21 protein-coding genes are annotated in these 24,506 nt (G+C 37.4%); 5 read left to right on the top strand and 16 right to left on the bottom strand.

Annotation, left to right across the window (positions count from 1 at the left end; all coding sequences use genetic code 11):
* Positions 1-8 precede the first annotated feature (8 nt).
* Entirely contained in the window at positions 9-431 is a 423-nt protein-coding gene (locus tag MT390_RS01020; RefSeq protein ID WP_499439097.1) for a response regulator, read from the top strand.
* A 58-nt stretch (positions 432-489) separates the two neighbouring features.
* Complete coding sequence (locus MT390_RS01025; protein WP_166368338.1) at positions 490-2,181, top strand: two-component system response regulator; 1,692 nt, start codon at positions 490-492, stop codon at positions 2,179-2,181.
* A gap of 216 nt (positions 2,182-2,397) precedes the next feature.
* Here MT390_RS01025 and malZ read toward each other — a convergent pair whose 3' ends face one another.
* The 8 genes from malZ to iolE all read right to left on the bottom strand — a co-directional run bounded on the left by malZ (position 2,398) and on the right by iolE (position 13,068).
* The gene (gene malZ / locus MT390_RS01030) at positions 2,398-4,341 is read right to left on the bottom strand and encodes a maltodextrin glucosidase (protein ID WP_499439099.1); all 1,944 of its coding nucleotides are present in this window, start codon (positions 4,339-4,341) and stop codon (positions 2,398-2,400) included.
* Positions 4,342-4,689: 348 nt separating this feature from the next.
* Positions 4,690-6,627, bottom strand: a complete 1,938-nt coding sequence (gene iolD / locus MT390_RS01035) for a 3D-(3,5/4)-trihydroxycyclohexane-1,2-dione acylhydrolase (decyclizing) (protein ID WP_499439100.1) — start codon at positions 6,625-6,627, stop codon at positions 4,690-4,692.
* 607 nt (positions 6,628-7,234) lie between these two features.
* Positions 7,235-8,056, bottom strand: a complete 822-nt coding sequence (locus MT390_RS01040) for a MurR/RpiR family transcriptional regulator (RefSeq protein ID WP_499439101.1) — start codon at positions 8,054-8,056, stop codon at positions 7,235-7,237.
* Between the two features lie 69 nt (positions 8,057-8,125).
* Positions 8,126-8,953 (bottom strand): class II fructose-bisphosphate aldolase, encoded by an 828-nt coding sequence (locus MT390_RS01045; RefSeq protein WP_166368346.1) that lies wholly within the window; start codon positions 8,951-8,953, stop codon positions 8,126-8,128.
* A 13-nt stretch (positions 8,954-8,966) separates the two neighbouring features.
* Positions 8,967-9,806 carry a 5-deoxy-glucuronate isomerase gene (locus tag MT390_RS01050; protein ID WP_166368348.1) on the bottom strand — a complete coding sequence of 280 codons (840 nt, stop codon included), beginning with the start codon at positions 9,804-9,806 and terminating at the stop codon, positions 8,967-8,969.
* A 52-nt stretch (positions 9,807-9,858) separates the two neighbouring features.
* Positions 9,859-10,857 (bottom strand): 5-dehydro-2-deoxygluconokinase, encoded by a 999-nt coding sequence (gene iolC, locus MT390_RS01055; protein ID WP_166368350.1) that lies wholly within the window; start codon positions 10,855-10,857, stop codon positions 9,859-9,861.
* A 10-nt stretch (positions 10,858-10,867) separates the two neighbouring features.
* Positions 10,868-12,046: a Gfo/Idh/MocA family protein gene (locus MT390_RS01060; protein WP_499439103.1), complete on the bottom strand. Its 1,179-nt coding sequence runs from the start codon at positions 12,044-12,046 to the stop codon at positions 10,868-10,870.
* A 128-nt stretch (positions 12,047-12,174) separates the two neighbouring features.
* Positions 12,175-13,068 (bottom strand): myo-inosose-2 dehydratase, encoded by an 894-nt coding sequence (gene iolE / locus MT390_RS01065; RefSeq protein WP_499439105.1) that lies wholly within the window; start codon positions 13,066-13,068, stop codon positions 12,175-12,177.
* Between the two features lie 602 nt (positions 13,069-13,670).
* On the opposite strand from iolE, the gene iolG reads away from it, so the two are divergent.
* The gene (gene iolG / locus MT390_RS01070; protein ID WP_166368356.1) at positions 13,671-14,654 is read left to right on the top strand and encodes an inositol 2-dehydrogenase; all 984 of its coding nucleotides are present in this window, start codon (positions 13,671-13,673) and stop codon (positions 14,652-14,654) included.
* A gap of 146 nt (positions 14,655-14,800) precedes the next feature.
* Positions 14,801-15,628: a sugar phosphate isomerase/epimerase family protein gene (locus MT390_RS01075; RefSeq protein ID WP_499439107.1), complete on the top strand. Its 828-nt coding sequence runs from the start codon at positions 14,801-14,803 to the stop codon at positions 15,626-15,628.
* A gap of 306 nt (positions 15,629-15,934) precedes the next feature.
* Here MT390_RS01075 and MT390_RS01080 read toward each other — a convergent pair whose 3' ends face one another.
* The 4 genes from MT390_RS01080 to MT390_RS01095 form a co-directional block, all read right to left on the bottom strand.
* Positions 15,935-16,468 carry a helix-turn-helix transcriptional regulator gene (locus tag MT390_RS01080; RefSeq protein WP_499439109.1) on the bottom strand — a complete coding sequence of 178 codons (534 nt, stop codon included), beginning with the start codon at positions 16,466-16,468 and terminating at the stop codon, positions 15,935-15,937.
* Entirely contained in the window at positions 16,465-17,838 is a 1,374-nt protein-coding gene (locus MT390_RS01085) for a type II toxin-antitoxin system HipA family toxin (RefSeq protein WP_499439111.1), read from the bottom strand. Before MT390_RS01085 ends, MT390_RS01080 begins: the two co-directional genes overlap by 4 nt.
* Before the next feature lie 522 nt (positions 17,839-18,360).
* Complete coding sequence (locus MT390_RS01090; RefSeq protein WP_499439113.1) at positions 18,361-19,032, bottom strand: hypothetical protein; 672 nt, start codon at positions 19,030-19,032, stop codon at positions 18,361-18,363.
* A 357-nt stretch (positions 19,033-19,389) separates the two neighbouring features.
* A complete protein-coding gene (locus MT390_RS01095; protein WP_499439115.1) occupies positions 19,390-20,400 on the bottom strand; it encodes a transposase in 1,011 nt (336 codons plus the stop codon).
* 166 nt (positions 20,401-20,566) lie between these two features.
* On the opposite strand from MT390_RS01095, the gene MT390_RS01100 reads away from it, so the two are divergent.
* Positions 20,567-21,592, top strand: coding sequence for an IS110 family RNA-guided transposase (locus MT390_RS01100; protein ID WP_499439488.1), 1,026 nt, complete (start codon positions 20,567-20,569; stop codon positions 21,590-21,592).
* Between the two features lie 440 nt (positions 21,593-22,032).
* Here MT390_RS01100 and MT390_RS01105 read toward each other — a convergent pair whose 3' ends face one another.
* From MT390_RS01105 to MT390_RS01120, 4 genes are all read right to left on the bottom strand, one after another.
* Entirely contained in the window at positions 22,033-22,215 is a 183-nt protein-coding gene (locus MT390_RS01105) for a hypothetical protein (protein WP_499439117.1), read from the bottom strand.
* Positions 22,216-22,228: 13 nt separating this feature from the next.
* Positions 22,229-22,819: a DUF6338 family protein gene (locus tag MT390_RS01110; RefSeq protein ID WP_499439119.1), complete on the bottom strand. Its 591-nt coding sequence runs from the start codon at positions 22,817-22,819 to the stop codon at positions 22,229-22,231.
* Positions 22,820-22,907: 88 nt separating this feature from the next.
* Complete coding sequence (locus MT390_RS01115) at positions 22,908-23,399, bottom strand: hypothetical protein (protein WP_499439121.1); 492 nt, start codon at positions 23,397-23,399, stop codon at positions 22,908-22,910.
* A 327-nt stretch (positions 23,400-23,726) separates the two neighbouring features.
* Positions 23,727-24,506 (bottom strand): ATP-binding cassette domain-containing protein, encoded by a 780-nt coding sequence (locus MT390_RS01120; protein WP_166368368.1) that lies wholly within the window; start codon positions 24,504-24,506, stop codon positions 23,727-23,729.

Consider the following 24,506-nt stretch of genomic DNA (forward strand, 5'->3'; position numbering starts at 1 on the left):
AAATAATATTGGAAAATACAAATGAAATAACATTGTTACTAGTTGAAGATGACGACATCGACGCGATGACCATTCAACGTAGCTTCAAAAAACAAAATATTACTAATCCGATAGTAAGGGTTTACGATGGCCTCGAAGCGTTAACATTATTAAAAAAAGGCGAAGTCGCTCCACCATTGGTGATTATTCTCGACTTACAAATGCCAAGAATGGGCGGCATTGAATTTTTAAAAGCATTACGAGCTGATCCGCAGTTATCGAATTTAGTGGTTTTTGTTTTGACCACTTCAAAAGCAAAGTCAGACATCATATCCAGTTATGGCGAGCATATTGCTGGATACTTTGTGAAAGGTCAGACCGGAGATAGATTCTCTGGCTTAGTTAGCATGCTAGAAAATTATTTTGAAATTGTTCATTTAACCGAAGAATAAAATCTAAAATTAAAATGGTCATTATTTCAAAGATAGGACTTAAGGATATGATAGCGATATGAACATACTTATTGTTGATGACGATATGATCGATAGAGAGATGATCATAAGAGCATTAAAGCGCAGCGATATTCTATGTAATATCACCCAAGTCGAAATGGTCGATCAAGCCCTTGAAATATTAGCTCACACTGCATTTGATGTCGTATTATTAGATTACAACTTACCACAACGTAAGGGGATCGAGCTATTAATTGAATTAAAAGACATGCCTGCGAAACAAAAAGCAGTAGTGATCATGACCAGTACATCCAGAGAGGATGACTTAGCCGTTAATAGCATTAATGCCGGTGCACAGGACTTCTTAGTTAAAACAGAGATCGATGCCTTTAGGCTTCAAAGAGCCATTGCTAATGCACAAGTACGCGCTTCCTTAGAAAAAGAGCTATTACTAAGTCATCAACGTACAAAAGAGCTTGCAGAACGCGACAATCTAACCGGCTTAGCTAATCGTTACTATTTTGACGAATCATTAAGTTATGAAATAAAAAAACAACAAAGAGATAAAAGTACACTCGCGCTTTTATTAATCGATTTAGATCATTTCAAATATGTTAATGATAATTATGGGCATGATGTAGGTGACCAATTATTAATTTCAGTAACTAAACGCATCACTGCTTGCTTGCGCGGGAGTGAGTTATTTGCACGTTTAGGTGGCGATGAGTTTGCTATTACATTAACTAATTTAGAGTCAGTGTATGGAGCTAGTACTGTAGCAAAACGCATTATAGAAGCATTACAGCAGCCTTTCGAAATAGGCTCTCATGTGATCACTTCCGGTGCAAGTATTGGCATTGCACTTTGCCCTGGTGACAGCGGTGAGGTAAAGGAGCTATTTAAATTTGCAGATATTGCGATGTATCGTTCTAAAAGTGATGGCCGTAGCCAGTTCTGTTTTTTTGAAGCCAAAATGCAGGAAGCATTTTTAGAAAATTTCTTAATTGAAAGGCAGTTACGGACTACGCTTGAAAACAAGGGGTTTTATTTACTTTATCAACCAGTTATTGACTCATTAACGGCAAAAATAACAGGTGTGGAAGCGTTAATACGATTTGATGTTGAAGGTGTTAGTCAGCGCCCAGATATATTCATTCCCATTGCTGAAAAATCTAGATTGATCATAGAGATTGGCCGTTGGGTGGTAGTAGAAGCCATTATGCAACTGAGTATTTGGCAAAAAACACTTAACCCCGCATTCACTATGTCGATTAACTTATCCTCAGTACAGTTAACCGATGAAGGGTTAATTGAATTTATCAAATCTACCTTAAGCACTTACTCTGTTGATGCTAGCAATATTGAATTTGAGTTAACCGAAACGGCTTTATTAGTTGAACAGGAAAATAGTACGAAGATGATCCAAAGCATCAGCGACTTAGGTTGTAAAATTTCATTAGATGATTTTGGTACAGGATTCTCATCTATTTCACATTTACACACTTTTCCAATTAATACCGTAAAAGTGGATAAAAGCCTAATGCCTAGTTCCTCTCCGGAAGAAAATACCAAGCCCTTCTTAGCGGGCTTAGTTGTCATGCTCCAGTCCTTAAAGTTAAATATTATTGCCGAAGGCATTGAAACAGAGGCAGACCTTAACCTGTGTATCAAACTAGGCATTAATAAAATGCAAGGTTATTACTTTGATAAACCGCTACCGACACATGAACTAGAAAGGCTTTATTTATAACTAATAATAACCGCATCATTACACTTTTTAGTCATTTACTAACAATGAAAAAGTGTAATGAAATAAAGTAAAATGAAGAGTTGTAAACCAGAAGTTAAAATTACAAAGGTAAAAAGATAAAGTAAATCAACGTTATATTGTAATTTACTTTATCAGCTTTATTATCTTTATTATCTTTATTATCTTTATTATCTTTATTATCTTTTCTGTTCCCACTTATCCTTCTTCGCTAGCGAGTAATAAAGCACATTCTGCGGGTAAGGTGAAACACAATTGTTGTTGCATCTCGAGCTGCCAATCTTTGCTGTGATTATCAAATCCTGAAAAAGACCGAGCATTGGTCATCAACTCGAATCGTTCGAAAGTAAATGACACCGATTTTTGTCCAAGATTAATTGCATAAATGCTTGTTTTACCTTGCTCAAAACGTGCAAAAACAAAGCTTTTGTCCTGCGCATAAAGCGTATGATAACTGCCCTGCTGAAGCTCTATTCTACTTTTTCTTAGGTTAATTAAACGTTGGTAAAAAGTAAAAGTATCACTATTTTTATCAAGGTCGCCCCAAGGAAAACAGCGTCGATTATCGGGGTCATTTCCGCCTTGCAAAGCGACTTCTGTCCCATAATACAAACAAGGTGTTCCAGGATAACTAAACAACATCATACTGGCTGCCTTTAGTCTATTCAGATCCCCGTCTAATTGATTAATAAACCGAGATGTATCATGACTATCCAGTTGATTAAGTTGCGCTAATTGATTTAACCAAGGTATCTTAGCGCGACTTTCAGTTAACCAGTTATCAAAGGCTTGAGCATCTATCTCAACCCTATGATAGGCAATATCTAAACCTGCAAAAAAAGCACGGACGGGATGAGCAAAACCATAATAATTCATCGCGCCATCTTCTTGATCACCTTGCAACCACTGTGTGGCTTCATAAAAGTGCTCACCCACGATATAAGCGTCAGGGTTAACCGCTTTAGCAGACTCCCTAAACGCCCTGACATAGTGCGCATTATGATAAGCGTTGGTGCCTTCACCTAACATGTGGATCACATCAAAACGCCAACCATCTATATGATAAGGTGCTTTTAACCAGTGTTTTACAACCGATGACTCTGCTTTATAAATATAATTTTGCACTTGTTCGTTTAAAAAATTCAGTTTTGGTAGGTTATCAACCCCTTTCCAAGCAAAGTAATAATCCTCTTTGCTATTCGGCTCACCTAAAAAAACATAATAGTCGCGATAGGGAGAATCAGGGTGCTGATAAGCACTATCTTTAAAATGTTGATAGCGACCAAACCAAGGATGTTCACAGGATGTATGATTAAATACAGCATCGAGCATTATTTTCATGCCACGCTGATGAATATCATCACTTAGTTTTGCAAAATCAGCATTATCACCAAAGTGAGGGTCAATATTAAGATAATCCGTCGTGTCGTATTTATGGTTACTAGGGGAAGTAAAAATAGGATTTAAATACAGAGCACTGATTCCAAGCTCCTGTAGATAGCCTAATTTATTTTGAATACCTTGTAAGTCACCGCCATAAAATTCACTCGCCCCTGTGGACTTATGTCCTGCAATGGCAACAGGCTCTCCCCATTGCTTAGCAATAATGGCATTTTCACCACCACGATACAGGTACTCACCGGTTTTCACCGAAATGTCAGCATTTCCTTGGCAAAAGCGATCTGGAAAAATCTGATAAAAAACCTGCTCTTTGATCCATTCTGGAGGTCTATCTTGAGTATTAAATTTAAAGTGAGTTTCTCGCCCAGGAATACGCTCAAATTGCCCCGCCGCAGTCAACCAAATTTGGCCTTTTTCGGTTAAACACTTAAACGCATAATAAGTATTATCAATGTGAGTACTGATAGGAATTGAAGCTTGGTAAAGGCGATATGTATTGCCATCTAACTTACCATCCTCTTCACCATACCCCTCACTATTAACATCATCACCTAGGTGAAAGTCATTTTGAATAAGCTCAAGGGCAATAAGTCTATCTTCATTGTCTGGTTCACAACGAATAAAATGAGAAGTAATTAAATGCTCAGGATCATGACACAACAAGCGAATGACGAGTGTATCGTCCTGTTGAGTGACCCACTGTTTAGTTTGTCCATGAAATAAAAAAGGCTTAGATGACAAAATAACAACTCCTTTCGTAAACACTTAAGTATTAACAGTATTAACAGTATTAACAGTATTAACAGTATTAACAGTATTCAGATTATTTATTATTAAATCTAGGTTTTTAGGCTGAATCTGACTAGTTTATATAAAATATCGGATAAGTGATTGGATTAATGAAAGAATAATAATGGTAATGGTAATGGTAATGGTAATGGTAATAATCAGTTTAGATAATGATCGCTTTAAAACAGCGGTCCTTAAAAAGACAATGTTGAACTTAAAGTATGTACCTTAAGTTCAACATAATTTATAAAGAGTTGTTGTTGATGAGCATCAAGAATTAAACACTAACTAGCAAAAAGCTTAGTATTGACGGACTTTTTTAACCATCGCATTCATCTTATCAGCAGCTTGGTTAATTTCAGGTTTATCAGCTACTTCTGCAATCCCACAACGCCACCAAGATTCATAACCATGAGTCATACTTTTAGGCAGTACTTTTACATCGATTAAAGTCGCAACCGTTTGTTTTTTAGCATCAGCAATTGCTGCAATTAACTCCTCATCGTTACGTACAGTATAAGTAACGCAACCGTAGCTTTCGGCATTCTTAGCGAAATCAACGGGCACAGACTTACCCATTAACTTACCTGTTTTGGCATCTCTAAAGCGATTTTCCGTACCAAAGCTGCCCATGCCGTTGTCCATTTGTAAATTATTAATACAACCAAAACTCATGTTATCTAATAATACGATATCGATTTTAATACCCTCTTGAATCGCCGTTTGTAATTCAGAGTGCAGCATCATGTAAGAGCCATCACCTAATACCGCATACACAGGTTGATCGGGACAAGCTATTTTTGCGCCAATTGCACCAGCAATTTCATAGCCCATACACGAGTAACCATACTCCATATGGTAAGTATCTTTTTGTTTAGGTCGCCAGACTCGTTGTAAATCAGAAGGCAATGATCCTGCTGCGCCTACTATAATTGCATCATCGGATAGCTCTTGGTTTAAAAGCCCTAATACACGTGTTTGCAATAATTTAGATTGTAGTACTTCAGCATACTCATCCAGAATTGTATTATCTAAATGCCCTTCTACTTCTGGTTCAAATTTATCTTGGTCATAACTAACATTATCAAGACGGTTAAGTTCTGTAGCCCAAGCACTACGAGCATTAACAATCTGATCAGTATACTCAGACTGGTAACCTTGTTTCTCTAATGCGTCAGACAATGCATTTAAAGCCACTTTAGCATCAGCAATAATACGAACGCCATCTAGTTTATAAGCGTCGAAACTGGCTACATTAATATTAATGAAGCTCACATCTGGATGTTGATATTGTGATTTTGATGCCGTAGTGAAATCAGTCATTCGCGTACCAACACCAATAATAATATCCGCATCTTTAGCTAAAACATTGGCAGAATAAGTGCCCGTTGAACCAATACCGCCACAGTTTAATGGATGATCAAAAGGCACCGCACTTTTACCTGCTTGTGTTTCACCAAATGGAATATTAAATTTTTCAGCAAAGGCCTTAAATGCATCGTGAGCTTCTGAATAACGTACTCCACCACCACAAACTAACAATGGTTTTTTCTTGCCTTTAAATGCTTCTACAGCTTCTTCAATCATGGCTTCTGAAGCAGGGCGACGCTCAATACGATGAACACGCTTTTTGAAGAAATATTCAGGGAAATCATAGGCTTCACCTTGCACATCTTGAGGGAGAGAGATAGTCACAGCACCCGTATCAGCAGGATCTGTTAACACACGCATAGCATTAATCATGGCGGTCATTAATTGCTCAGGGCGTACAACTCGGTCGAAATATTTAGAAACAGGACGGAACGCATCATTGGTTGAGATTGAATAATCATGAAACTGTTCAATTTGTTGAATAACAGGATCAGGCTGGCGCGAAGCGTATACATCACTAGGCAACAGTAAAACTGGAATGCGATTAGCCGTTGCCGTAGCAGCTGCAGTGATCATGTTTGCACTACCTGGGCCGACAGAGGCACTAACGGCATATATTTTCTTTCTTTTATGTTGTTTGGCAAAACCTACTGCTATTTGTGCCATGCCCTGTTCATTACAACCTTGATGTACGATTAAATCGCCAGGATCTTGCTCTAAAGCTTGGCCTAACCCAAGTACATTGCCATGCCCAAAAATAGTAAACACACCATGTACAAATTTTTCTTGCTGGCCATCGACCTCAACATATTGTTGATTTAAGAACTTTACTAAGGCTTGTCCGGTAGTTAATCGAAAGGTGTTCATATATTTGCTCCAGGGTAATAATAGGCTTTTTACAAACCATACAAAACATTAAAAATGCAAAATAGAAAATAAATTTCAAACGTAATGCATAATATTAACGAAATGGGTTGATTAATAGTGGTTTGATATAAAAGTGTTAAACGCATCATGTTATATTAACAACTACAAAATAATAACAATGCAACATACTGTTTTAAATGAATATATTTAAAGTAACAATAATATTAAGCACTTATCTAAAAATAACTACAATACAATTAACAGAAAATAGGGAATAAAGAAAAGCTCAATAACTGCTTATAATAAACATATCAAAAACAAAAAATAGAAAATATTTTTCAATAGATAAAATTAAAAATATTGAGATCGAATGAAATATAGGTTCTATTTAAGCGAAAGGATAAATGGATGTATAAAAAGAGGCGAAAAGAGTACTAATAACTCCTTACAGTAAAGGAGTTATTTTATAAATGATAAATAAGAAATAACCGGCTATTTAGCCACATCAAGGTTGAAGTGCCTATTAGACAACTCTGCTAGCTGTTATCTGTTATAGGGTTATAGGTTATAGGTTATAGGTTATAGGTTATAGGTTATAGGTTATAGGTTATAGCATTAAGCCTACGGCTAGCGTCTGAGCAATAAACATCGCGCAGGTTAAAGAGCGAAAACCCAACACATCGTTTTCAACAATCTCAAAACAAATATCTGCTTTTCGGCCATACTCACTCATTTGATGGTCAGTAATAGCAACAATCTTAGCGCCAACTTTATCTGCACGTTCAATAGCAGAAATAGATTCCTGCGCATGCGGTTTAAAGGTAGTGATCAACAATACATCACTGTCTTTCATCTGTTTTAGCATCGGCGAACTCATACCACCGGGGCCATCTAACAGGACGACGTTTAAGTCTTCTTTTATCAGCATATATGAAAGATAACTAGCAACGGGGTAAGCTCGTCGCGCACCTTGCACATAAATGGTTCTCGCATTTGCAAGTAACTTGATTGCATCTTCTAACTTAGAGGGTGAAATCCCCACCAACACATCTTCCATGGCTCTAATATTTGAATCACCTAAACTTTCAAATATGCCTTGGATAGAGTCAACTTGCATTGAGCCTTCTTGCTTTGCTCGTTTAATACGTTCTTTGTAATCTCGCGGTTTATGAAAATACTGATCACTGAACAGTAATTGCATTTTACTAAAGCCATCAAAGCCAAAAGTATTAGCAAAGCGACTTAAGGTAGAGATAGGAACACCGGCTTTAACTGAAATGACTGACATGGTTTCAAAAGCGACAACCATCGGTTCTTCAGTAATAAAATCAGCCACTTGTTTAAGGCGATTACTTAAGCTGTCATAACGGTCGGCAAGGATATCTTTGAATGTGTCTAATGTTGTTGCAACTTCAATTTTATTCGGCATTATTTTTACTCTCAAAAAAACACCTAAGTCACTACTTAGGTGTTAGTAAAGGTTAACCAATAACACAGTCTAAGACAATAATTTAAAGCATCGAATCGCTTCTTCTCTGACATGAGGCATGGCTTTCTTCATAAAATACAGGCGATCAAATTTTTCAGCTTCAGCATTCATATAATCGCGTAAATTATGCCCCAATGCTTGTCGTAAAGAAGTGCCGATATTAAATTTTGAGACTCTGGTTTTTTTAAGTTTTAAAATATCTTCATCGCGAATACCACTGGTACCGTGAATAACCAAAGGTTTAGTCACTAATGCTTCAACCTGCTTTAACAACTCAAAATCAATGACACTGGTTGGTTCCGTTAAACGATGTACGTTACCAATCGATAACGCAATACAGTCCAAATCACTTTGCTCTGCATATTGCTGCGCTTCTAAAGGACTCGTATCAATTGTTTTGATATGGTCGCGCCCTTCTTGATAAGGAACAGATCCAATTTCACCTTCAACACTGACACCACATGCATGCGCTACTTCAGCGACTTTTTTGGTGCGGGCAATATTATCTGCCAGTGAAAGTTGCGAACCATCAAACATCACAGAGCTAAAGCCAGCCTTAATCGCTTGATAAACGATATGTTCTTCATAGGTGTGGTCCAGATGCAACACAACTTTTTGTGAGCTATTTTTAGCTAACTCATTAAACATCGTGGCTGCAATCACAGGTCCATAAAAATCAATCACATCTTTATTGCATGCCAAAATAACCGGCTTTTTAACTTCCTCAGCAGCATCTACAATGGCCCTTGCATCTTCATAACCAAAGATATTAAAGCAAGGTACTGCATAATCACTATTCGCCGCATCAGGCAAAACATCATTTAAATTAACAAGCATAAAAAAATCCTTTTTATTTAAATTTATTAATCATGTCTTTGATACCAGGAATAGTATGTACTTGATATTCATGATGAGGGTCAAAATGTTGCACTAATGATTTAGAGGTTTTACCCACAATAATAGTGAAGTAATACATCTCATAACCCGGTGCAGCAACACTTGGGTGATAGCCTTTATCGATAGCAATAACACTGCCTGATTTAACGTGATAAACCGGTCCACAGTCATCTTCATGTTCATAAAGGAATTGCGCACCAAAACCTTGTCCTGGGTTAAACTGGAACTGATAAACTTCTTCGTAATTTGTTTCTAACTCGCCACGGTCACAATCATGTTTGTGAGCAGGAAAACCAGACCAGCCGCCGGCACCCACAGTAAATAACTCACTGACTAATAAACGGCCACGCTTCGGTGCATTTGCCTGCCCTAAAATATGCTTTATTTTACGGTGCGTTTTAGTATCGTCAGAGCCGTATTGAATTTTGTCTACGGTAGTAACAGCAAAAGGCGCTAGGACTTCATCGTAAAGGCCACCTGCAATCATGATATTCGCTTCATCACTATCACAAGTGATTTCGGCAACCATACCAACAGGCACATAAACAGATTCAGGATCTCCATCCCAAATGCTGGCACGCTTACCAATATTAGGGAAAGTTTGATCACCAACAACGATAGAACAAGTGCCTCCGCCTAAAACGATAACACTTTCATAGCCGGCAACTTGATGCGTAAATGTTTCACCTTTTTTTAACTTAACTGGATTAAAAAAACATAAAGGTGTCGTATCATCATTTACATCAATAATTGGTTGGTTCTTATTGTCAAAAGGTGCGATGTGCTTTCCCATATTAATATTCCTAATTAGTTTTAGTTAGTGAATCAAAATCATATTGTTTGTTTTAACGAGCAGCTTGTTCAAATGTTGCAATAAAAGATTCCAGCTCGTCTTTAGTCGGCATAGCTTCAGTACAACTGGTGCCACTTACGTTAATAGCAGCGGCAGCTGAACCATTACTAACACCTTGCTCTAAAGTACCGCCAGCCGTTAATGTCCAAATAAGCGCGCCAGCAAAAGAGTCGCCTGAGCCAAATGGTTTTTTCGCCTCAACTCTATAGATACCTTGTTCAAATTGATGACCATCTTTGCAATAAACACGCGAACCTAGTTCACCCGCTTTAATGATCACAATCTGTGAATTTCCTTGTAAAAAACGGGCCGCAGTTTGATCATCATCGGTATTACCGGGTGCGACCACTGTTTCCATCATGTCGAACTCTTCACGATTGCCAATCACAATATCCGATAGATTAGCTGCAATACCATAATAAATAGATGCATCAACATCGCTGCGCCAAGTCATTGGGCGATAGTCCACATCTAGCACCACGACGGTGCCAACACTACGCGCATATTGCATTGCTAATAAGGTAGCTTCACGACTTGGACTTGCTGACAATGCCGTACCGGTAACAATTAATGTTTTACTTTTTTTAATATAATCAGGGTCAATTTGTTCTGTTTTCAGCATTAAATCCGAAGCATTATTGCGATAGATTAAAACATCACAATCACTCGGTTTCATTTCCGTAAAGGCGACGGAAGTACGCGAACCACTACCATCAACCATCATGCCATCAAGGTTAATACCTTGTTTTTCCATATAACCCTGTACATAACGCCCAAATGAATCGTCTGCGACACAACCAATAAAACCTACCTTTGCACCCAGCTTATTAATCGCTACGGCAATATTAGCCGCAGAACCACCGACATATTTTTCAAAACCAGAGACATCGGCAATATCCGTATTCGCTTCACGAGCATATAAATCAACACCTGCACGCCCTAATACAATTGCATCTAACGTTCTGTCTTGTAAAAAATTCACTTGTGCCATTATTTATTCCTTAGTCTTTAAAATTAACCCATTGCGAACCGTTATCTGCAGACTCAGCACATTTCTCACAAAGTCGAGTACCTTCAATACCAGCATCAATACCTGGAAACCACATGCTATCTAAAGCGGTTTGATCATTTTCTGCAACGGCATTAAATGCATAGGCAAAACGAGCATATAAATTAGCCCAAGATTCAAAATAACCCTCAGCATGACCACCACCGATTCGGTTACATGAAACACCTTGATCATCTTGGTATAGATACGGCATGCCTCGATCTAATACACGAGGCGCTTCACCTTGAATTTCATAACGAAGTTGATTTGGAAATTCATCCCACCATTCAATCGACGCTTTCGATCCAACAATGCGAATTTTTTGTTGATGCATAGAGCCTGAATTAATTGCAGATGCCCATAATGTGCCAACAGCACCGCCTTTAAATTTAAGCATCACATGCGCATTATCTTCCAATGGTGCGCGTGATTTAATAAAGCTTTGACGCATGCAACATAGGCTCTCAACTTCCATCTCAGTAATCATTTCACATAAAAAATGAGTATGTGTGCCTAGGTCGCCCAATACATAAGTAGGACCCGATGCGGCAGGTGTTACACGCCACTTTAAACTTGGATCATCTTTCTCATATTCTTCGTTATGAAAACCATGAGCAAATTGTGCATTAACAACACGAATATCACCGAGATCACCACGACGAACCATTTCACGAGCTTGGTGGATCATAGGGAAACCTGAATAACCGTACATCACACCAATAAGGCAGTTATTTTCAGCAGCTAACGCTTTAAGCACATACGCCTCATCCGTGGTAAAAGTCAGCGGCTTTTCACAAATAACATGTAATTTAGCTTCTAATGCTGCTTTACATATTTCAAAGTGAGTGCTGTTAGGTGTTGCAATTGAGACAGCTTGAATACCATCTTCTCGGCATTTTTCCTGTGCAAACATCTCTTTATAAGTTGCATATGAACGCGTTCCGTCAATGCCTAAATTCACCGCAAAATCACGACCGCGATCAGCGTCTAAATCAAAGGAGCCGGCAACAAGCTTAAATAAACCATCTCGTTGCGCTGCATTTCTATGCGAATAACCAATTTGACTACCACGACCGCCGCCGACCATCGCCCAACGAATAGGCTGTTTCAAATGACTTTCTTCATTAAACATGTTGTTCTCACATTTCATTAAATAGAAGAAAAAAAAGCGACTAATGAAAGGCCTAACATACTTCGTTAAACCTTTTATACGCATTCATTTCCTAACAAACAAAGGAACCTTGTTACACAGTCAGCGGCTTACAGCCCAAATTTTTGTGCGTAACCAGAGATATTTTGATAAGCCGTTTTAGCAAAAACTAATGGGTTGGCTTTGGCAGGATCTTGCTCCGCTTCAACCAATAACCAGCCTTCATAATCGCGTGCTTTTAATGCAGTGAAAACATCATCGTAATTAACATCACCGGTACCAGGTACAGTAAATACACCATCTAATACTGCACTTAAAAATGATTTATCTGCAGCACGTGCCGCTTCCATCACTTCTAAACGTAAATCTTTAAAATGCATATGCCCAATACGATCACCCCAGCGGTTAATAATATTCACAGGGTTACCACCACCGTAAGTAATATGACCCGTGTCTAAGGTTAAAAAGACAGAAGGCCCCGTCACTTCCATAAAGGTATCAATGTCTTTTTCGGTCTCACAAATAGTGCCCACGTGATGATGGAAAGACAGCTTAATGCCATGCTCGTTTAATAAATAGTCAGCAACAACAGTAATTTTTTGACCGTATTCTTGCCATTGTTGATCGTTTAAAATCACACGCTTAGAAACAGGAATGGTGATATCACCATGTACAGAATTACTCACTTCGCCATAGACCATTGCTTTACAACCAGCGGCTTTCAATAATTTAATATGCGTTTGCATCGCTTCAATTTCTTGCTCAGCGGTGTTGGTCATTAAGTTACCGCTAAACCAACCAGATGCGAGAACTAAACCGTGACTTTTAAGTAAAGGAACTAATATTTCAGGATCTCTTGGATATTTAGTGCCAAGCTCAGTGCCTGTAAAACCGGCTTCAGCCATTTCACTTAGACACGTTTCTAGCGGGATATCGCCACCTAGCTCTGGCATATCGTCATTGGTCCAAGTTAAAGGGCTAATACCATATTGAACTTTACTCATACTTATCTCCGGATTAATTGTGGTTACTGAATGAATTGAGCGTACAAGCTTTAAATCCTAATGAGCATTGACTTGTCGCTAGCCAAATCGAATATACGTCAAAAAAAATATAATGAAAATATTTTTTCATTAATACTTAGTGCTTTATCAACTTTTTTTGGAAAAAATTTATTGACCCTCTATTTTCAAGTAAAACAAAAAATTAACATAAAAAACCATTTAAAAATAAAATTCATAAAAAACAATAACTTAATTTGTTTATTTTTTGTTAAATTCACACCCCGTGATAAGCTTAACGTTTCAATAAAAATAAACAGTAAAGAAATAGCGCTTTGATAAAATAAACAATAATATCAACCCACCAATAAAAATGAAAAATATTTTTCTACTGAAAAACTTTATTTTTACACCCAGTAATAGAGATTAATTTTTATTTTAAAAAGACCTATAAACAGCACTTACCGAAACGAGTAAGCCGTAAACTGGTTAAAGCCCTCTCTAAGCCTTATAAATGGCAGTTAGAGTAGGAAAAGGTTAAAAGCGAAAGCAACGTAAACACAAAATCATAAATGACAGCACATTGACACTTTAAGGAACACAGTATGTTTAATATTGCATTATTTGGAGTTGGAAGAATTGGACGCATTCATGGACAAAACATTCATGATCATGCTCAAACTAATCTTTATTCGGTTATTGACCCCTACGTAGAAGGGCGAGAAGAGATATCTGAAAAGTACGATGCCAAAATTCAAACTACAGAAGAAGCAATGGCAGATCCAAATGTAGATGCCATCTGTATTTGCTCTGCAACGCATACTCACGTCAACCTTATAGAGTTAGCGGCAGCCCATGGTAAAGCAGTCTTCTGTGAAAAACCCATCGATCTAGATTTAGCAAAAGTACGTAATTGCCTCAAAGTCGTTGAGCAACACGACACCATCTTATTTATCGCCTTTAATCGTCGTTACGATGCGCACTTTAACGAATTAAAGGGCCGCTTAAGTGAAAATGCAATTGGACAAATTGAGTCACTGATCATCACCTCTCGAGACCCTTCTGCTCCACCAGCAGAATACACCAAAATCTCAGGTGGCATGTACCGAGACATGACTATTCATGACTTCGATATGGCACGTTATTTAATGAATGAAGAACCTACTAGCATTACCGCATACGGTAGTTGTATGGTTGACCCTGAAATTGCTAAAGCCGGTGATATTGATACGTCAGTGGTTGTTTTAACTTTTGCATCGGGTGCGATTGCAACTATTAATAATAGCCGACGCTCAGGTTACGGATACGATCAACGAATCGAAGTACATGGCAGTAAAGGCCTCTTAACTGCAGGTAACATCAATGAAAACTCAGTCAAACAATTCGGTGACCAAGGGACTATTGAAGCAAACCCTGAATACTTCTTTTTACAACGTTATGCAGGAGCCTACAAAAATGAATGGAACCATTTTGTTGAAGTCTTAGGTGGAGCAGAGTCATTATCACCTGGTATAGATGGTGAAAGAGCACTGGCGTTAGCAGATGCTGCACTAGAGTCATTACAGACTAACAAAACAGTGACATTATAAAAAGTGCGCTACTAAAACGTTAAAAATAAACCATCAACAACATGGTTAACTACTGGTATTAAAGAAGATAAACCAACAGTGGTTTATTTTCTTATTTGCTATCAAAAAGCTTGGATTTAAGTTCAAGACAATGAATAGGTGATTGTATGAAATTTGCATTACACGGCATGTGTTCTTTACATAACAATATTGTAAGCGATATTCGTCTTGCAAAAGAAACTGGCTACCAAGGTTTAGAAATCCATACGGAAAAATTATGGCGCTATATAAATAGTGGCTTAAGCAGTGCCGACCTAAAAGCTAAACTAGATAATGCAGGCATTTTACCCTCTGCAATTGATATCATCGGAAGTGTTGAAGTAGCTGATAAAGCGACACAACAAAGTGTGTTCAAACAAGTTGAAACCCTATGTCAATTTGCAAGCGAGATTGGCGCTCCCACGATTCAAGTAAATTCATTTGAAGGGCTCAATGGCCTATCAGTTGAAGACAACATAAAAATCACCGCGCAAAATATTGCACACATTGCAGATATCGGCAAAGAGCATAATATTCGCTTTCAATTTGAAGGTGCAGCGTGGACACCTATTGCAAAATTAGATGATTATCATCGTTTACATGATGCCGTTGGCCGCGATAATTTTGGCTTTGTATTAGATACTTGGCATCTTTGGTCTTGCCGAGGCGCAACCTTAGAGCAAGTCGCTAAAGTAGACAAAGAACTAATTTACAACATACATATTTCCGATGGTCTAAGACCTGCTGAAAACCAACCTTGGGTAGATGAAAAAGAGTTACGAGGTTGCTTAATTGGTGAAGGTGAAATCCCACTACAGGAATGGATTGATGCTATCCAATCTACAGGATATGACGGTTTCTATTCCGGTGAATTTTTAAATGATCAACTATGGGAAGGTGATCATTATGAGACAGCAGAGAAAATGCTATCAGGCATGAAAAAACTCGTTAAATAACTTTCCTAAAGGCCCCTTACCCTGTTGGCTTCATTGTCGTTCTAACCGACCTTGAGGCCTTTTTTAAGGTCAAAAGCGGCTTAACCACGAAGGCACGAAGGGTGAAGAAGGTTAAGTATTTAATATCAGATTATTTTTAAGTCGTTATTAGTAAAGCATAAATCTTGATTAAAGTTTGTGGGTGTCCAGCTCTTTATATGTTGTCGTTCTAACCGACCTTGAGGCCTTTTTTATTGTGGTGCTGAAGCTTGATTCAAACATTGAAGCATCATTATCATAGAAATAATTAAGCCATTTATTTATTAACTACTCGGGTAAATAAGCAGTAAAATTATTATAATCCTCAAGCACATTTTTTAATACTGTCGGTGATATTGGAATCAGCCCTACGTTTAAACCAAAAGGCTTAAACACTTTATTCAAGATCTCCACGCTTGAGTTGCTTCTATTATTTTCTATATCTGAAAGTTTTTTACGAGAAACATTAACTAATTTTGCATACTTTTCTTGGTTAAAACCTAGTACTTGAATGCGTAGCTGAATTAAAGCATCTCCTTGAGTAATCTCAGAAAATAGTAATTTAGCAATAACACTATTAATGACCGCCTTGCGTAACTGAGCATCTTTAATGGCAGTATTATTAGACGAACGTTGCCTTACTTTAACTTCATCGGCTTCCCCACTATGCACAACAACAGGCACACCGGATAATTTAACTTTCCTCTGTGACTCATCATTTTTAGCATTGATACGTTCACCCTCACTATTAAATTTCATATTCCTATCTGCATTATGCTTTTTTAAGAAGTTGACGGTATCCGTTAAACTTTTATTTTTCACAACAAGCCCCACTGTTCTAATTTTTCATCAAGAAAGTCAAATCCAATTGCAGGCATATTAACTATTTGTTCGGGAACACCACGCACTATTAGCCTCTGCTTTAAACCTACTAACTGACGCGCTGTTGCTTTTAGCTCGCTTAATAAGTGTTCTGGTTCAATTAAATCACTCAAGGAGTATGCAATCTCAACAAAGTTAAATGCACCACCAAGCTCTAAAGTTGGCGCAGCCCATTTAGTTGTTCGAGGTATACCTTCTGGATCTGCTTTCATAGGTGCAAAGTCATAGATGGGTGTTAACCTTATTCCTTTTTCATCTTTATAGAATGATGTATTTCTTCCGTGGTTATCACTATTACCAAAGGCAATATTTAACAGATCACGACGAACCCATTCGATGATAAATGCCTCTACATCAAAGTGCAGTTTTTTCTCTTTCACCGTATTACTTTCAGTGATCAGCGTAATCAAATCACGTATTGTTTCACCATGATCTAAAATAGCACCAGGTTGTTTTCTTAACATTGAATACACAGATTCCATACCATAACGTTTGGTCGTCCCATCTGCTTGAGTCTCTATATCGAACCTTGGCAACCAAAGTGAATGATAGTTTTCACCTTGTTCTAACTTCATGTTTGCTACAGGTATAGTAATAAACCCCATATCGGTTAACTCATGATAATAATGGTATTCGGTGACGAGTACCGCATCGTTAACTCCCCTTTTATTCCCTCTTGGAAATTTAACAAGATAATACATATCGTCCACATTTGTATTTTCTTGATAGGTATCTATCCAGACAAGATCATCTTTACTACGTCTTAACAAAAGTTTCGGTGCTTCTCCACCCGCACCTGTTGCCCCGCCTGCTGCTGCGCCTCGAGTTTGTGCATAACTCAAAAAGTCTGCAGCTCTGCTTGTGACTTCCGAAACTTGGAAATATTGCGTAGGTATTTTATCAATCGCTTCGATAGACTCTTTAATACGTAAATTGCCAATGGGAGAAATAGTACCGTATGTAAGTAAAACAAACTTTTGTTGATTACTAGACATCCCTTCAGTATCTATTTGGGTTAACCAGTATTTACGACTTGAACCACTAGGAATAATATCGTCAATGAACTTCAACCAACCTCGTTGACCATTACCATCAAAAAATAATTCAACAGGATGGTTGATAGAGACTGCATGATGGTCATCCTCAGAAAGATGATCAATTGCATAATCAAATTCATAATCAACTTCGCTAATATCATAGGTGTAGTTAGCATTATTCGGAAATGTAATCTTCGCAATATCCTTCCATGAGTTATCAATGAAAGCTTGTACCGTTAGCTCATTTAAATTTTCAAAATTAATCGCTTTCATAGACCCCCCCCTCAATAATAATGAACACTATAGCACTCAAAAAAGAACAATTATCGAAATAAAGTTTATTATAGTACTCAATATTTTTTGATATTGAGTTATTAACCACAACCCGACTCATTGATTTGATGTTTAAAGATAATTTATTGAACATCCTCAAATAGAATACTAATGCATCCTATAGTACTCAATAATCAACATAAAAATCATTTTTGAGTATTATAGTGCCCATTATAGATGTTAGGTACTTTACTATATCTAGTATGAATTGAGTAATCGGAACCTGTAGCGATGCTTGGACTGACGGAAATTGAACTGTAAAGGTGATAGGAAAAAGACTAGATGTTCCCCATTTTTTAAGGTCAAAAGCGGATTAACCACGAAGACACGAAGGGTCAAGAAGGTTAAGTATTTAACTTCAGGTTATTTTAAGTCGTTATTAGTAAAGTATAAATGTTGATTAAAGTTTGTGGGTCCAGCTCTTTCCTCTCCAAGCGTGCTGAATCACTCTTAAATTGTTTGTTAGGCTTTATCTGTTGTTTTATTAAAAAGCAATGTAACTCGATTATCACCGTAAAAATTAAGACTCATTACTATTCCTTCATTACTATCTCGGAATTTATAATAAAATACATCTTGATTTTCACCAAAAGCGGGAGACTGTGATAAATAACTTTGGGTCATACTATCCATACGAGCAAGATCTTGATTGTATATTTTATTTGCGGGATCAACATTCAGCATAAAGTGTATATTTATCGAAATTTCACCCAACCACTTATCTTGAAAATGATGGAAATATAAACCTCTAGAAATTTTATCAATACAAGATTCAAACCTTTCATAATCTACATTCAAAGTCTGACCTGAAAACCACTTTCCTGATACCATATCTTGAATTAACAATTGCTTAGTATCTAAGTTAAGCTCATTCATAAACTTTGGTCTTCGTTTGGTTGCACGCTGTATCTTTGTTGCTACTTGATTGTTTGCAATTTTATTACCTGCTACGCTAAATGAAAGGCTGTGCAATAAATATTCATCATCATTAGATTTACTTGTATTATGGATCGGACATGAAGGGACTGTAATAAGTTTCTTCCTTAGATCCTCACCACTTGGTAAATCTTTACTTTCTGGAAATAGGCATTTAGGTGGCACATGCTCTGCTGATGTAGCAATTGCATCACACATATAACACGTTTTACTCAATTTATTACCTCACTATACAAAGTAAGCATAACAACCTCTTATACAAAATGACAAAAACTGAATCAAAAACTGGACAGCCAATAGTTTTACAGAAAAAAATTATTAATCAACAATAAGAAAAACCAAAAACTGAAACCAAAAACTGGACAGCCAATAGTTTTACAGAACAAAAATTATTAATCAACAATAAGCACATGACAATAAAGCTATTGATTAATGATATTTACCCGCGCCCAAAACCTTAATATCTTAACATTTGATATGCTAGGTTGAATTTTAAACATGTTTAATATTAGCGAGTGCTAATAGCAATATGATAGAAATTTTGATAGAGCTAAATTAATGAATTGGTCGTCGTAATTGGTTTTTACTGGCTATCCAACATTTACCTGTATGCTCAGCGAACGAAGCTAACTCCTCTAAAGAGCCTACAGCACCTTGATAATCCTTTCCGAAACGACTGGCTAGGGTCAACCAAGTAGCCTCATCGAGACCAAGTGTATTAAGTAATTTAGGATGATGGCTGGCGATTGAACCTCGTTTATCTTCTCGTAAAATACGTCCACTCCAATCAACCAACTCAAGGTAATCTATCAATGAAAAAGGAATGCCTAGTACAGGATTAATCTTATCGCTTTCATAAGCGTCACCAATAAAACCAAATAAAGATTTTTTCTTAAAATAATAATTTGATGGGTTATCTTCTGGTTGGGCGTTACCATGTATGCGTTCATAAGCTGATGTATATTGAGATGTTTCAACGCTGTCATTTATTTTTGCACGAATTGGATTTAAATCTACATAAGCCATACAGGTTAATAACGCATCTTCATCAAGCAAAGCCTGAGATTTAAAGCGCCCCTCCCAAAATCGGCCTGAGCACTCATCTTCTTTATTCGCTTTACGCGCGATAAATTCATTTAAACAACGCATAAACCAAGATATATCGACTAGACGCTCTCGCCAATCACTAATTATGGCTAATGCCGCTTTATTTTCTGCCGCTGAGCTTGTCTGTTCATCCAACCAACGAGCCACTAAGACAGGCTTGGAATATAACTGACACCAACGTTCACAAACTTGCTCATTACTCAGCTCTTCACTATGCCGCTCATTCACATGCAATACTAAATGGTAATGATTAGACATAATCGCATAAGCACAAATATCAATATTAAAGACGGAAGCAAGATAATGCATTCGTTCAATCACCCACTGGCGTCGATGCTCAAATGATTTTTCTGTGTATTTATCTTCACCACATAAATAAGCACGACGAACACAACGTGAAATACAGTGATAATAAGGTGTATCTGATAACGAAACTTGAGATTGGCGAGACTGAGTCATAACAACTACCTCTTAGCATGTATAAGCGACATAATTAAAAGATAGAAGAGCCATGATGAGTCGTCAAAGTTTATGGGTGCTGAGATGGTCACTCCACGAAGGCATCAAAATGTGCCAAGATTGGATAAGTGTTCAGCAAATCAATCTAACAAATGGAGTGACCAATATGAAATGTAGCGTAATTAGCATCGACCTAGCAAAGAATATATTCCAAATTTGTGCATTAGATGAAATGCGCCAAGTACTCTTTAACAAGAAAGTTAAGCGTTCAGAGCTAATTCATGAATTAAGACTGTTTGAACCTTCTCTAGTGGTGATGGAAGCTTGTTACAGCTCTAATCCATGGGGTAGACGAATCGAAAAATTAGGCCATGAAGTGAGGCTTATTCCGCCCTTTGTTGTGAAGCCATTTGTGATTGGTAATAAAAATGATGCCAACGATGCACTGGCGATTGCAGAAGCGTCATTAAGGCCTAAAGTGCGTTTTGTTGCAGTGAAATCAAATGAGCAACAAGATATTCAATCATTGCAACGCATTGCCGAACGAATGATAAAAGTCAGAACGGGTGACGTTAACCAACTAAGAGGATTATTATCTGAATATGGCACAGTTGTGGGGCTTGGTGTTCCTACGTTAATGAAAGCAATTCCCGATATTATTGAAGATGCAAGCAATGAGTTAACCGCCACTGCACGTACTTTTGTTCGTCGTTTATATCGTAATATACAAAGAACTATCATACAGATTGATGAAATAAAAACGCAACTAAACGCGCTAGTGAAAGATAAGGATGAGTACAAATTACTATTAACCGTACCAGGTGTTGGACCCGTCATTGCCGCTGCATTAATGGCCGCAGTCGGTGATGCAAACGCTTTTAAAAATGGCAGACAACTTGCTGCTTGGATTGGACTTACGCCTTCTCAATACGCTAGTGGAGAAATCAATCGAATGGGTAAAATTACCAAACGAGGAAATAGCACGCTCAGAAAGTATCTAATCCATGGCGCCCGCACCGTATTAAATTGGTGTGACAAAAAAGATGATGTCTTAAGTTGCTGGCTAAAAAAACTCAAAGAACGCATGCATGGATGCAAAGCAGTGGTTGCATTAGCCAATAAATTAGCACGGATAATTTGGTCGGTACTCTCAAGTAAACAACCTTTTAATATTGCTAAAGCCTGTGCATAAGCAGCAAAAAAATGGAAATGTTAGTCATGAAAGAATCAAACTACAACCCTAAACGGTAATATGCATTGATGATTTAAAACGGTTTGTCTTACTTGGAACCTCCGCTGGACTTCTGCCATCAAGGCATAATGGGTGCAAAGGCGAGTAAGACTTCTTCTGGAATTCAGGAGGGCGCGACTCCCCATAAAGAGTCATTAAGACGCCGGATATATGTCAAGAAACCGTTATCTCACTAGTGTTAAAAGCAGTTCAGGAAAGGTGAACTATCGAATAAAACGATAAAGAGCAAAACACGTTTAACCAGAAAATTTAGCCCTTTGTATTTAAGTGGCGACGTACTTTTGCACGATATCAATTATTAAAAAATAAAGAAAAAACAGTTTAACCTTGATTTACAAGGAGTGACCATATATGTCCACATTCATTACTTGTTATGCGTATTACTTTTTATTTGGCGGAGGATTTGTTGGGCCACCACCTTCACTAGAAGGTGGTTGGTAACCACCTTGCATATTACCTGTACCGCTAGTACTAGTAGGTGTAGAAGTTGGAGGAACAGGTTGGTAACCTTTTTCAATTCTTGGTTGATAGCCCTCATTTAACGGAATTTTTTTATCTGACATGATATTCCCTTACTTAGTTGAATTTAAATAATTCTATATGACTAATTTCTGATGACAAAATGATAACACCATCAGATTCATTGTGAGCTCTTTCAAACATATCGTCACTATTTAACTCCCAAGATTCCTCTAAATATATTTGTTCAGGACTTGGGGCGTGTGAAGCAAATGATTTGGAACTATATTTTCCTGCAATTTTCACGTTGTCTTTTAACGTGACAATAACCCAATATGATTTTCGTTGAGAAAAAACATAATCCCACGGTTTTTCTGTTGGGTGTGGCGCATTATTTTGGAATACTTGTGATTCTCTTAGTTTTTTCCAAATAAACGCCCAGAATAAAGGAGCAATAAAAAGAACGGCAACATAAAAGAATACATAAAGAGATGGGTGCACTGTTTTAAGTTCACTGCTTTCAACCCAGTATATGGGTAAAAGTAATAAAGCATAATTTACACAGCTATATGCTACGGCATCAACTATTTGTTTTGAACCATCCTTTATTTGCGTAGGATAAAATAGTTCAAAAGCTTTAATAGAAATAAAACCAGGTATAACAAATGCTATAAACAAAAATAGTTTATCAACTTCCCAAATGTTCAAGTAATACTCCTATACGCATAACGCCTTGCTCAGCGGAAAAATGCGAGCGTAGCGAGTAGTTTTTCCGATGCAGCAACTTGTTATGCATTTATCTTAGTAAAATTGCAAATATTGCAGCAATTCCTAACATAATAGTTACTAAAATTTTTGTTGGGTGGTTAATTTTAAGCTGGCTTTTCAATGAACTATAATTTTGGCCCCAGTTTTCCCAACTACTTGGTAAAACACTCTTATTATCAGATGTTTGACTTAAACTAAAATACCCTAATTCTTTCATTATTCTTGTAACTACAATTTGTAAATCTGTAAGTAATTTACGTTGTTTCATTTGCCAGTTAGATGAAACTAGTGAAATCATTGTAACTAAAATTATAGCAATTAACTTTCCTTGGATAGTTATTACCAAAGAGTTTGAATTTGAAATAAGCATAGCCGCAATAATTGCAACAAGAATAGCTGAAGACCATGTGAATATTTGTTGCTGCCGTGATCTTCGGTAAGATAACTCTTCTCTTACAATTTTGTGCATTTCAATTAGTTTATTTTCTTTAGAGAGTTGGTCCATATTTTCCTTTTGCATAACAGCTTCTTATACAGAAAAATTCCATATTTCCGGTGGAAATTCTGAATATCTTAATTTGTTAAAATTGACTCAACAATACGCTGATCAAGTCTAAAAACAATAACTTAAAATAAATAATCAAATCTCCGTCATGTGGATAGATAGAATAATTCTGTATTAACAACAGACATACGGAATAGTTTGAAAAATGAGAATATTGGAAGATGAAATAAGAAATTTAATAGCAATGTGAGGTTTTGATCGAGGTGAGAGGTTTAGAGCGTGGTGACATAATTATTGATACCCAAACTAGGCCAACCAGTTCGGGTATCAATATAATTAAGGTTAAATAGTACCTGCTAATGAGCCTTCTATTGTTGCAAGGGTTGCACCACCGGCCATTAGGTTTTGTAACTCTTCAGACGTTATTTCACCTTTTTTTGCTGTGCCTAATGTGTGGCCTCGATTCAATACTGTGAAACGATCACCTACCGCAAGAGCATGGCGTACGTTATGGGTAATAAATACCACGGCAATGCCGCGTTTACGTACTTTATCAATAGTTGCTAATACATTCGCTGTTTGGCGAACTCCTAATGCAGACGTTGGCTCATCCAGAATAAGCACCTTAGCGCCAAAATGTACCGCACGCGCAATGGCTACTGTTTGTCGTTCACCGCCTGACAGAGTACCAATCGCTTGATCGGCAGAGCGCAGGTGGATGCCCATGCTTTTCATTTCTCGCATGGTAACTTCGTTAGCGAGTTTATGGTCAAAGAAACTAATACCTGCAATTTTTTTAGTTGGCTCATTACCCATAAAGAAGTTACGTGCCACAGACATTAACGGGATCATAGCTAGGTCTTGATAAACCGTTGCAATCCCTGCGTTGATGGCATCGCGAGGACAATCAAAGTCCATCTCTTTGCCTTCAAAGTAAATTTCACCTACCGACGGTTTATGCACACCAGACATGGTTTTAATAAATGTCGATTTACCCGCACCATTATCACCTAATAAACATAAACATTCGCCAGCCATCACTTTCAAGGACACACCAGAGAGCGCAATTACAGATCCAAAATGTTTCTGTATCTTTTTCATTTCAATAATTGGTTCGCTCAT

This window comes from Vibrio sp. 2-Bac 85, from assembly GCF_037546705.1.
GTDB lineage: Bacteria > Pseudomonadota > Gammaproteobacteria > Enterobacterales > Psychromonadaceae > Psychromonas.

What these genes read in the sequence shown, in the direction of transcription:
- MT390_RS01025 (WP_166368338.1), top strand. Translation starts at nt 490, where the DNA reads ATGAACATACTTATTGTTGATGACGATATGATCGATAGAGAGATGATC.
- iolD (WP_499439100.1), bottom strand. Translation starts at nt 6,627, where the DNA reads ATGAACACCTTTCGATTAACTACCGGACAAGCCTTAGTAAAGTTCTTA.
- MT390_RS01040 (WP_499439101.1), bottom strand. Translation starts at nt 8,056, where the DNA reads ATGCCGAATAAAATTGAAGTTGCAACAACATTAGACACATTCAAAGAT.
- MT390_RS01045 (WP_166368346.1), bottom strand. Translation starts at nt 8,953, where the DNA reads ATGCTTGTTAATTTAAATGATGTTTTGCCTGATGCGGCGAATAGTGAT.
- MT390_RS01050 (WP_166368348.1), bottom strand. Translation starts at nt 9,806, where the DNA reads ATGGGAAAGCACATCGCACCTTTTGACAATAAGAACCAACCAATTATT.
- iolC (WP_166368350.1), bottom strand. Translation starts at nt 10,857, where the DNA reads ATGGCACAAGTGAATTTTTTACAAGACAGAACGTTAGATGCAATTGTA.
- MT390_RS01060 (WP_499439103.1), bottom strand. Translation starts at nt 12,046, where the DNA reads ATGTTTAATGAAGAAAGTCATTTGAAACAGCCTATTCGTTGGGCGATG.
- iolE (WP_499439105.1), bottom strand. Translation starts at nt 13,068, where the DNA reads ATGAGTAAAGTTCAATATGGTATTAGCCCTTTAACTTGGACCAATGAC.
- iolG (WP_166368356.1), top strand. Translation starts at nt 13,671, where the DNA reads ATGTTTAATATTGCATTATTTGGAGTTGGAAGAATTGGACGCATTCAT.
- MT390_RS01075 (WP_499439107.1), top strand. Translation starts at nt 14,801, where the DNA reads ATGAAATTTGCATTACACGGCATGTGTTCTTTACATAACAATATTGTA.
- MT390_RS01085 (WP_499439111.1), bottom strand. Translation starts at nt 17,838, where the DNA reads ATGAAAGCGATTAATTTTGAAAATTTAAATGAGCTAACGGTACAAGCT.
- MT390_RS01090 (WP_499439113.1), bottom strand. Translation starts at nt 19,032, where the DNA reads ATGTGTGATGCAATTGCTACATCAGCAGAGCATGTGCCACCTAAATGC.
- MT390_RS01095 (WP_499439115.1), bottom strand. Translation starts at nt 20,400, where the DNA reads ATGACTCAGTCTCGCCAATCTCAAGTTTCGTTATCAGATACACCTTAT.
- MT390_RS01100 (WP_499439488.1), top strand. Translation starts at nt 20,567, where the DNA reads ATGAAATGTAGCGTAATTAGCATCGACCTAGCAAAGAATATATTCCAA.
- MT390_RS01105 (WP_499439117.1), bottom strand. Translation starts at nt 22,215, where the DNA reads ATGTCAGATAAAAAAATTCCGTTAAATGAGGGCTATCAACCAAGAATT.
- MT390_RS01115 (WP_499439121.1), bottom strand. Translation starts at nt 23,399, where the DNA reads ATGCAAAAGGAAAATATGGACCAACTCTCTAAAGAAAATAAACTAATT.
- MT390_RS01120 (WP_166368368.1), bottom strand. Translation starts at nt 24,506, where the DNA reads ATGAGCGAACCAATTATTGAAATGAAAAAGATACAGAAACATTTTGGA.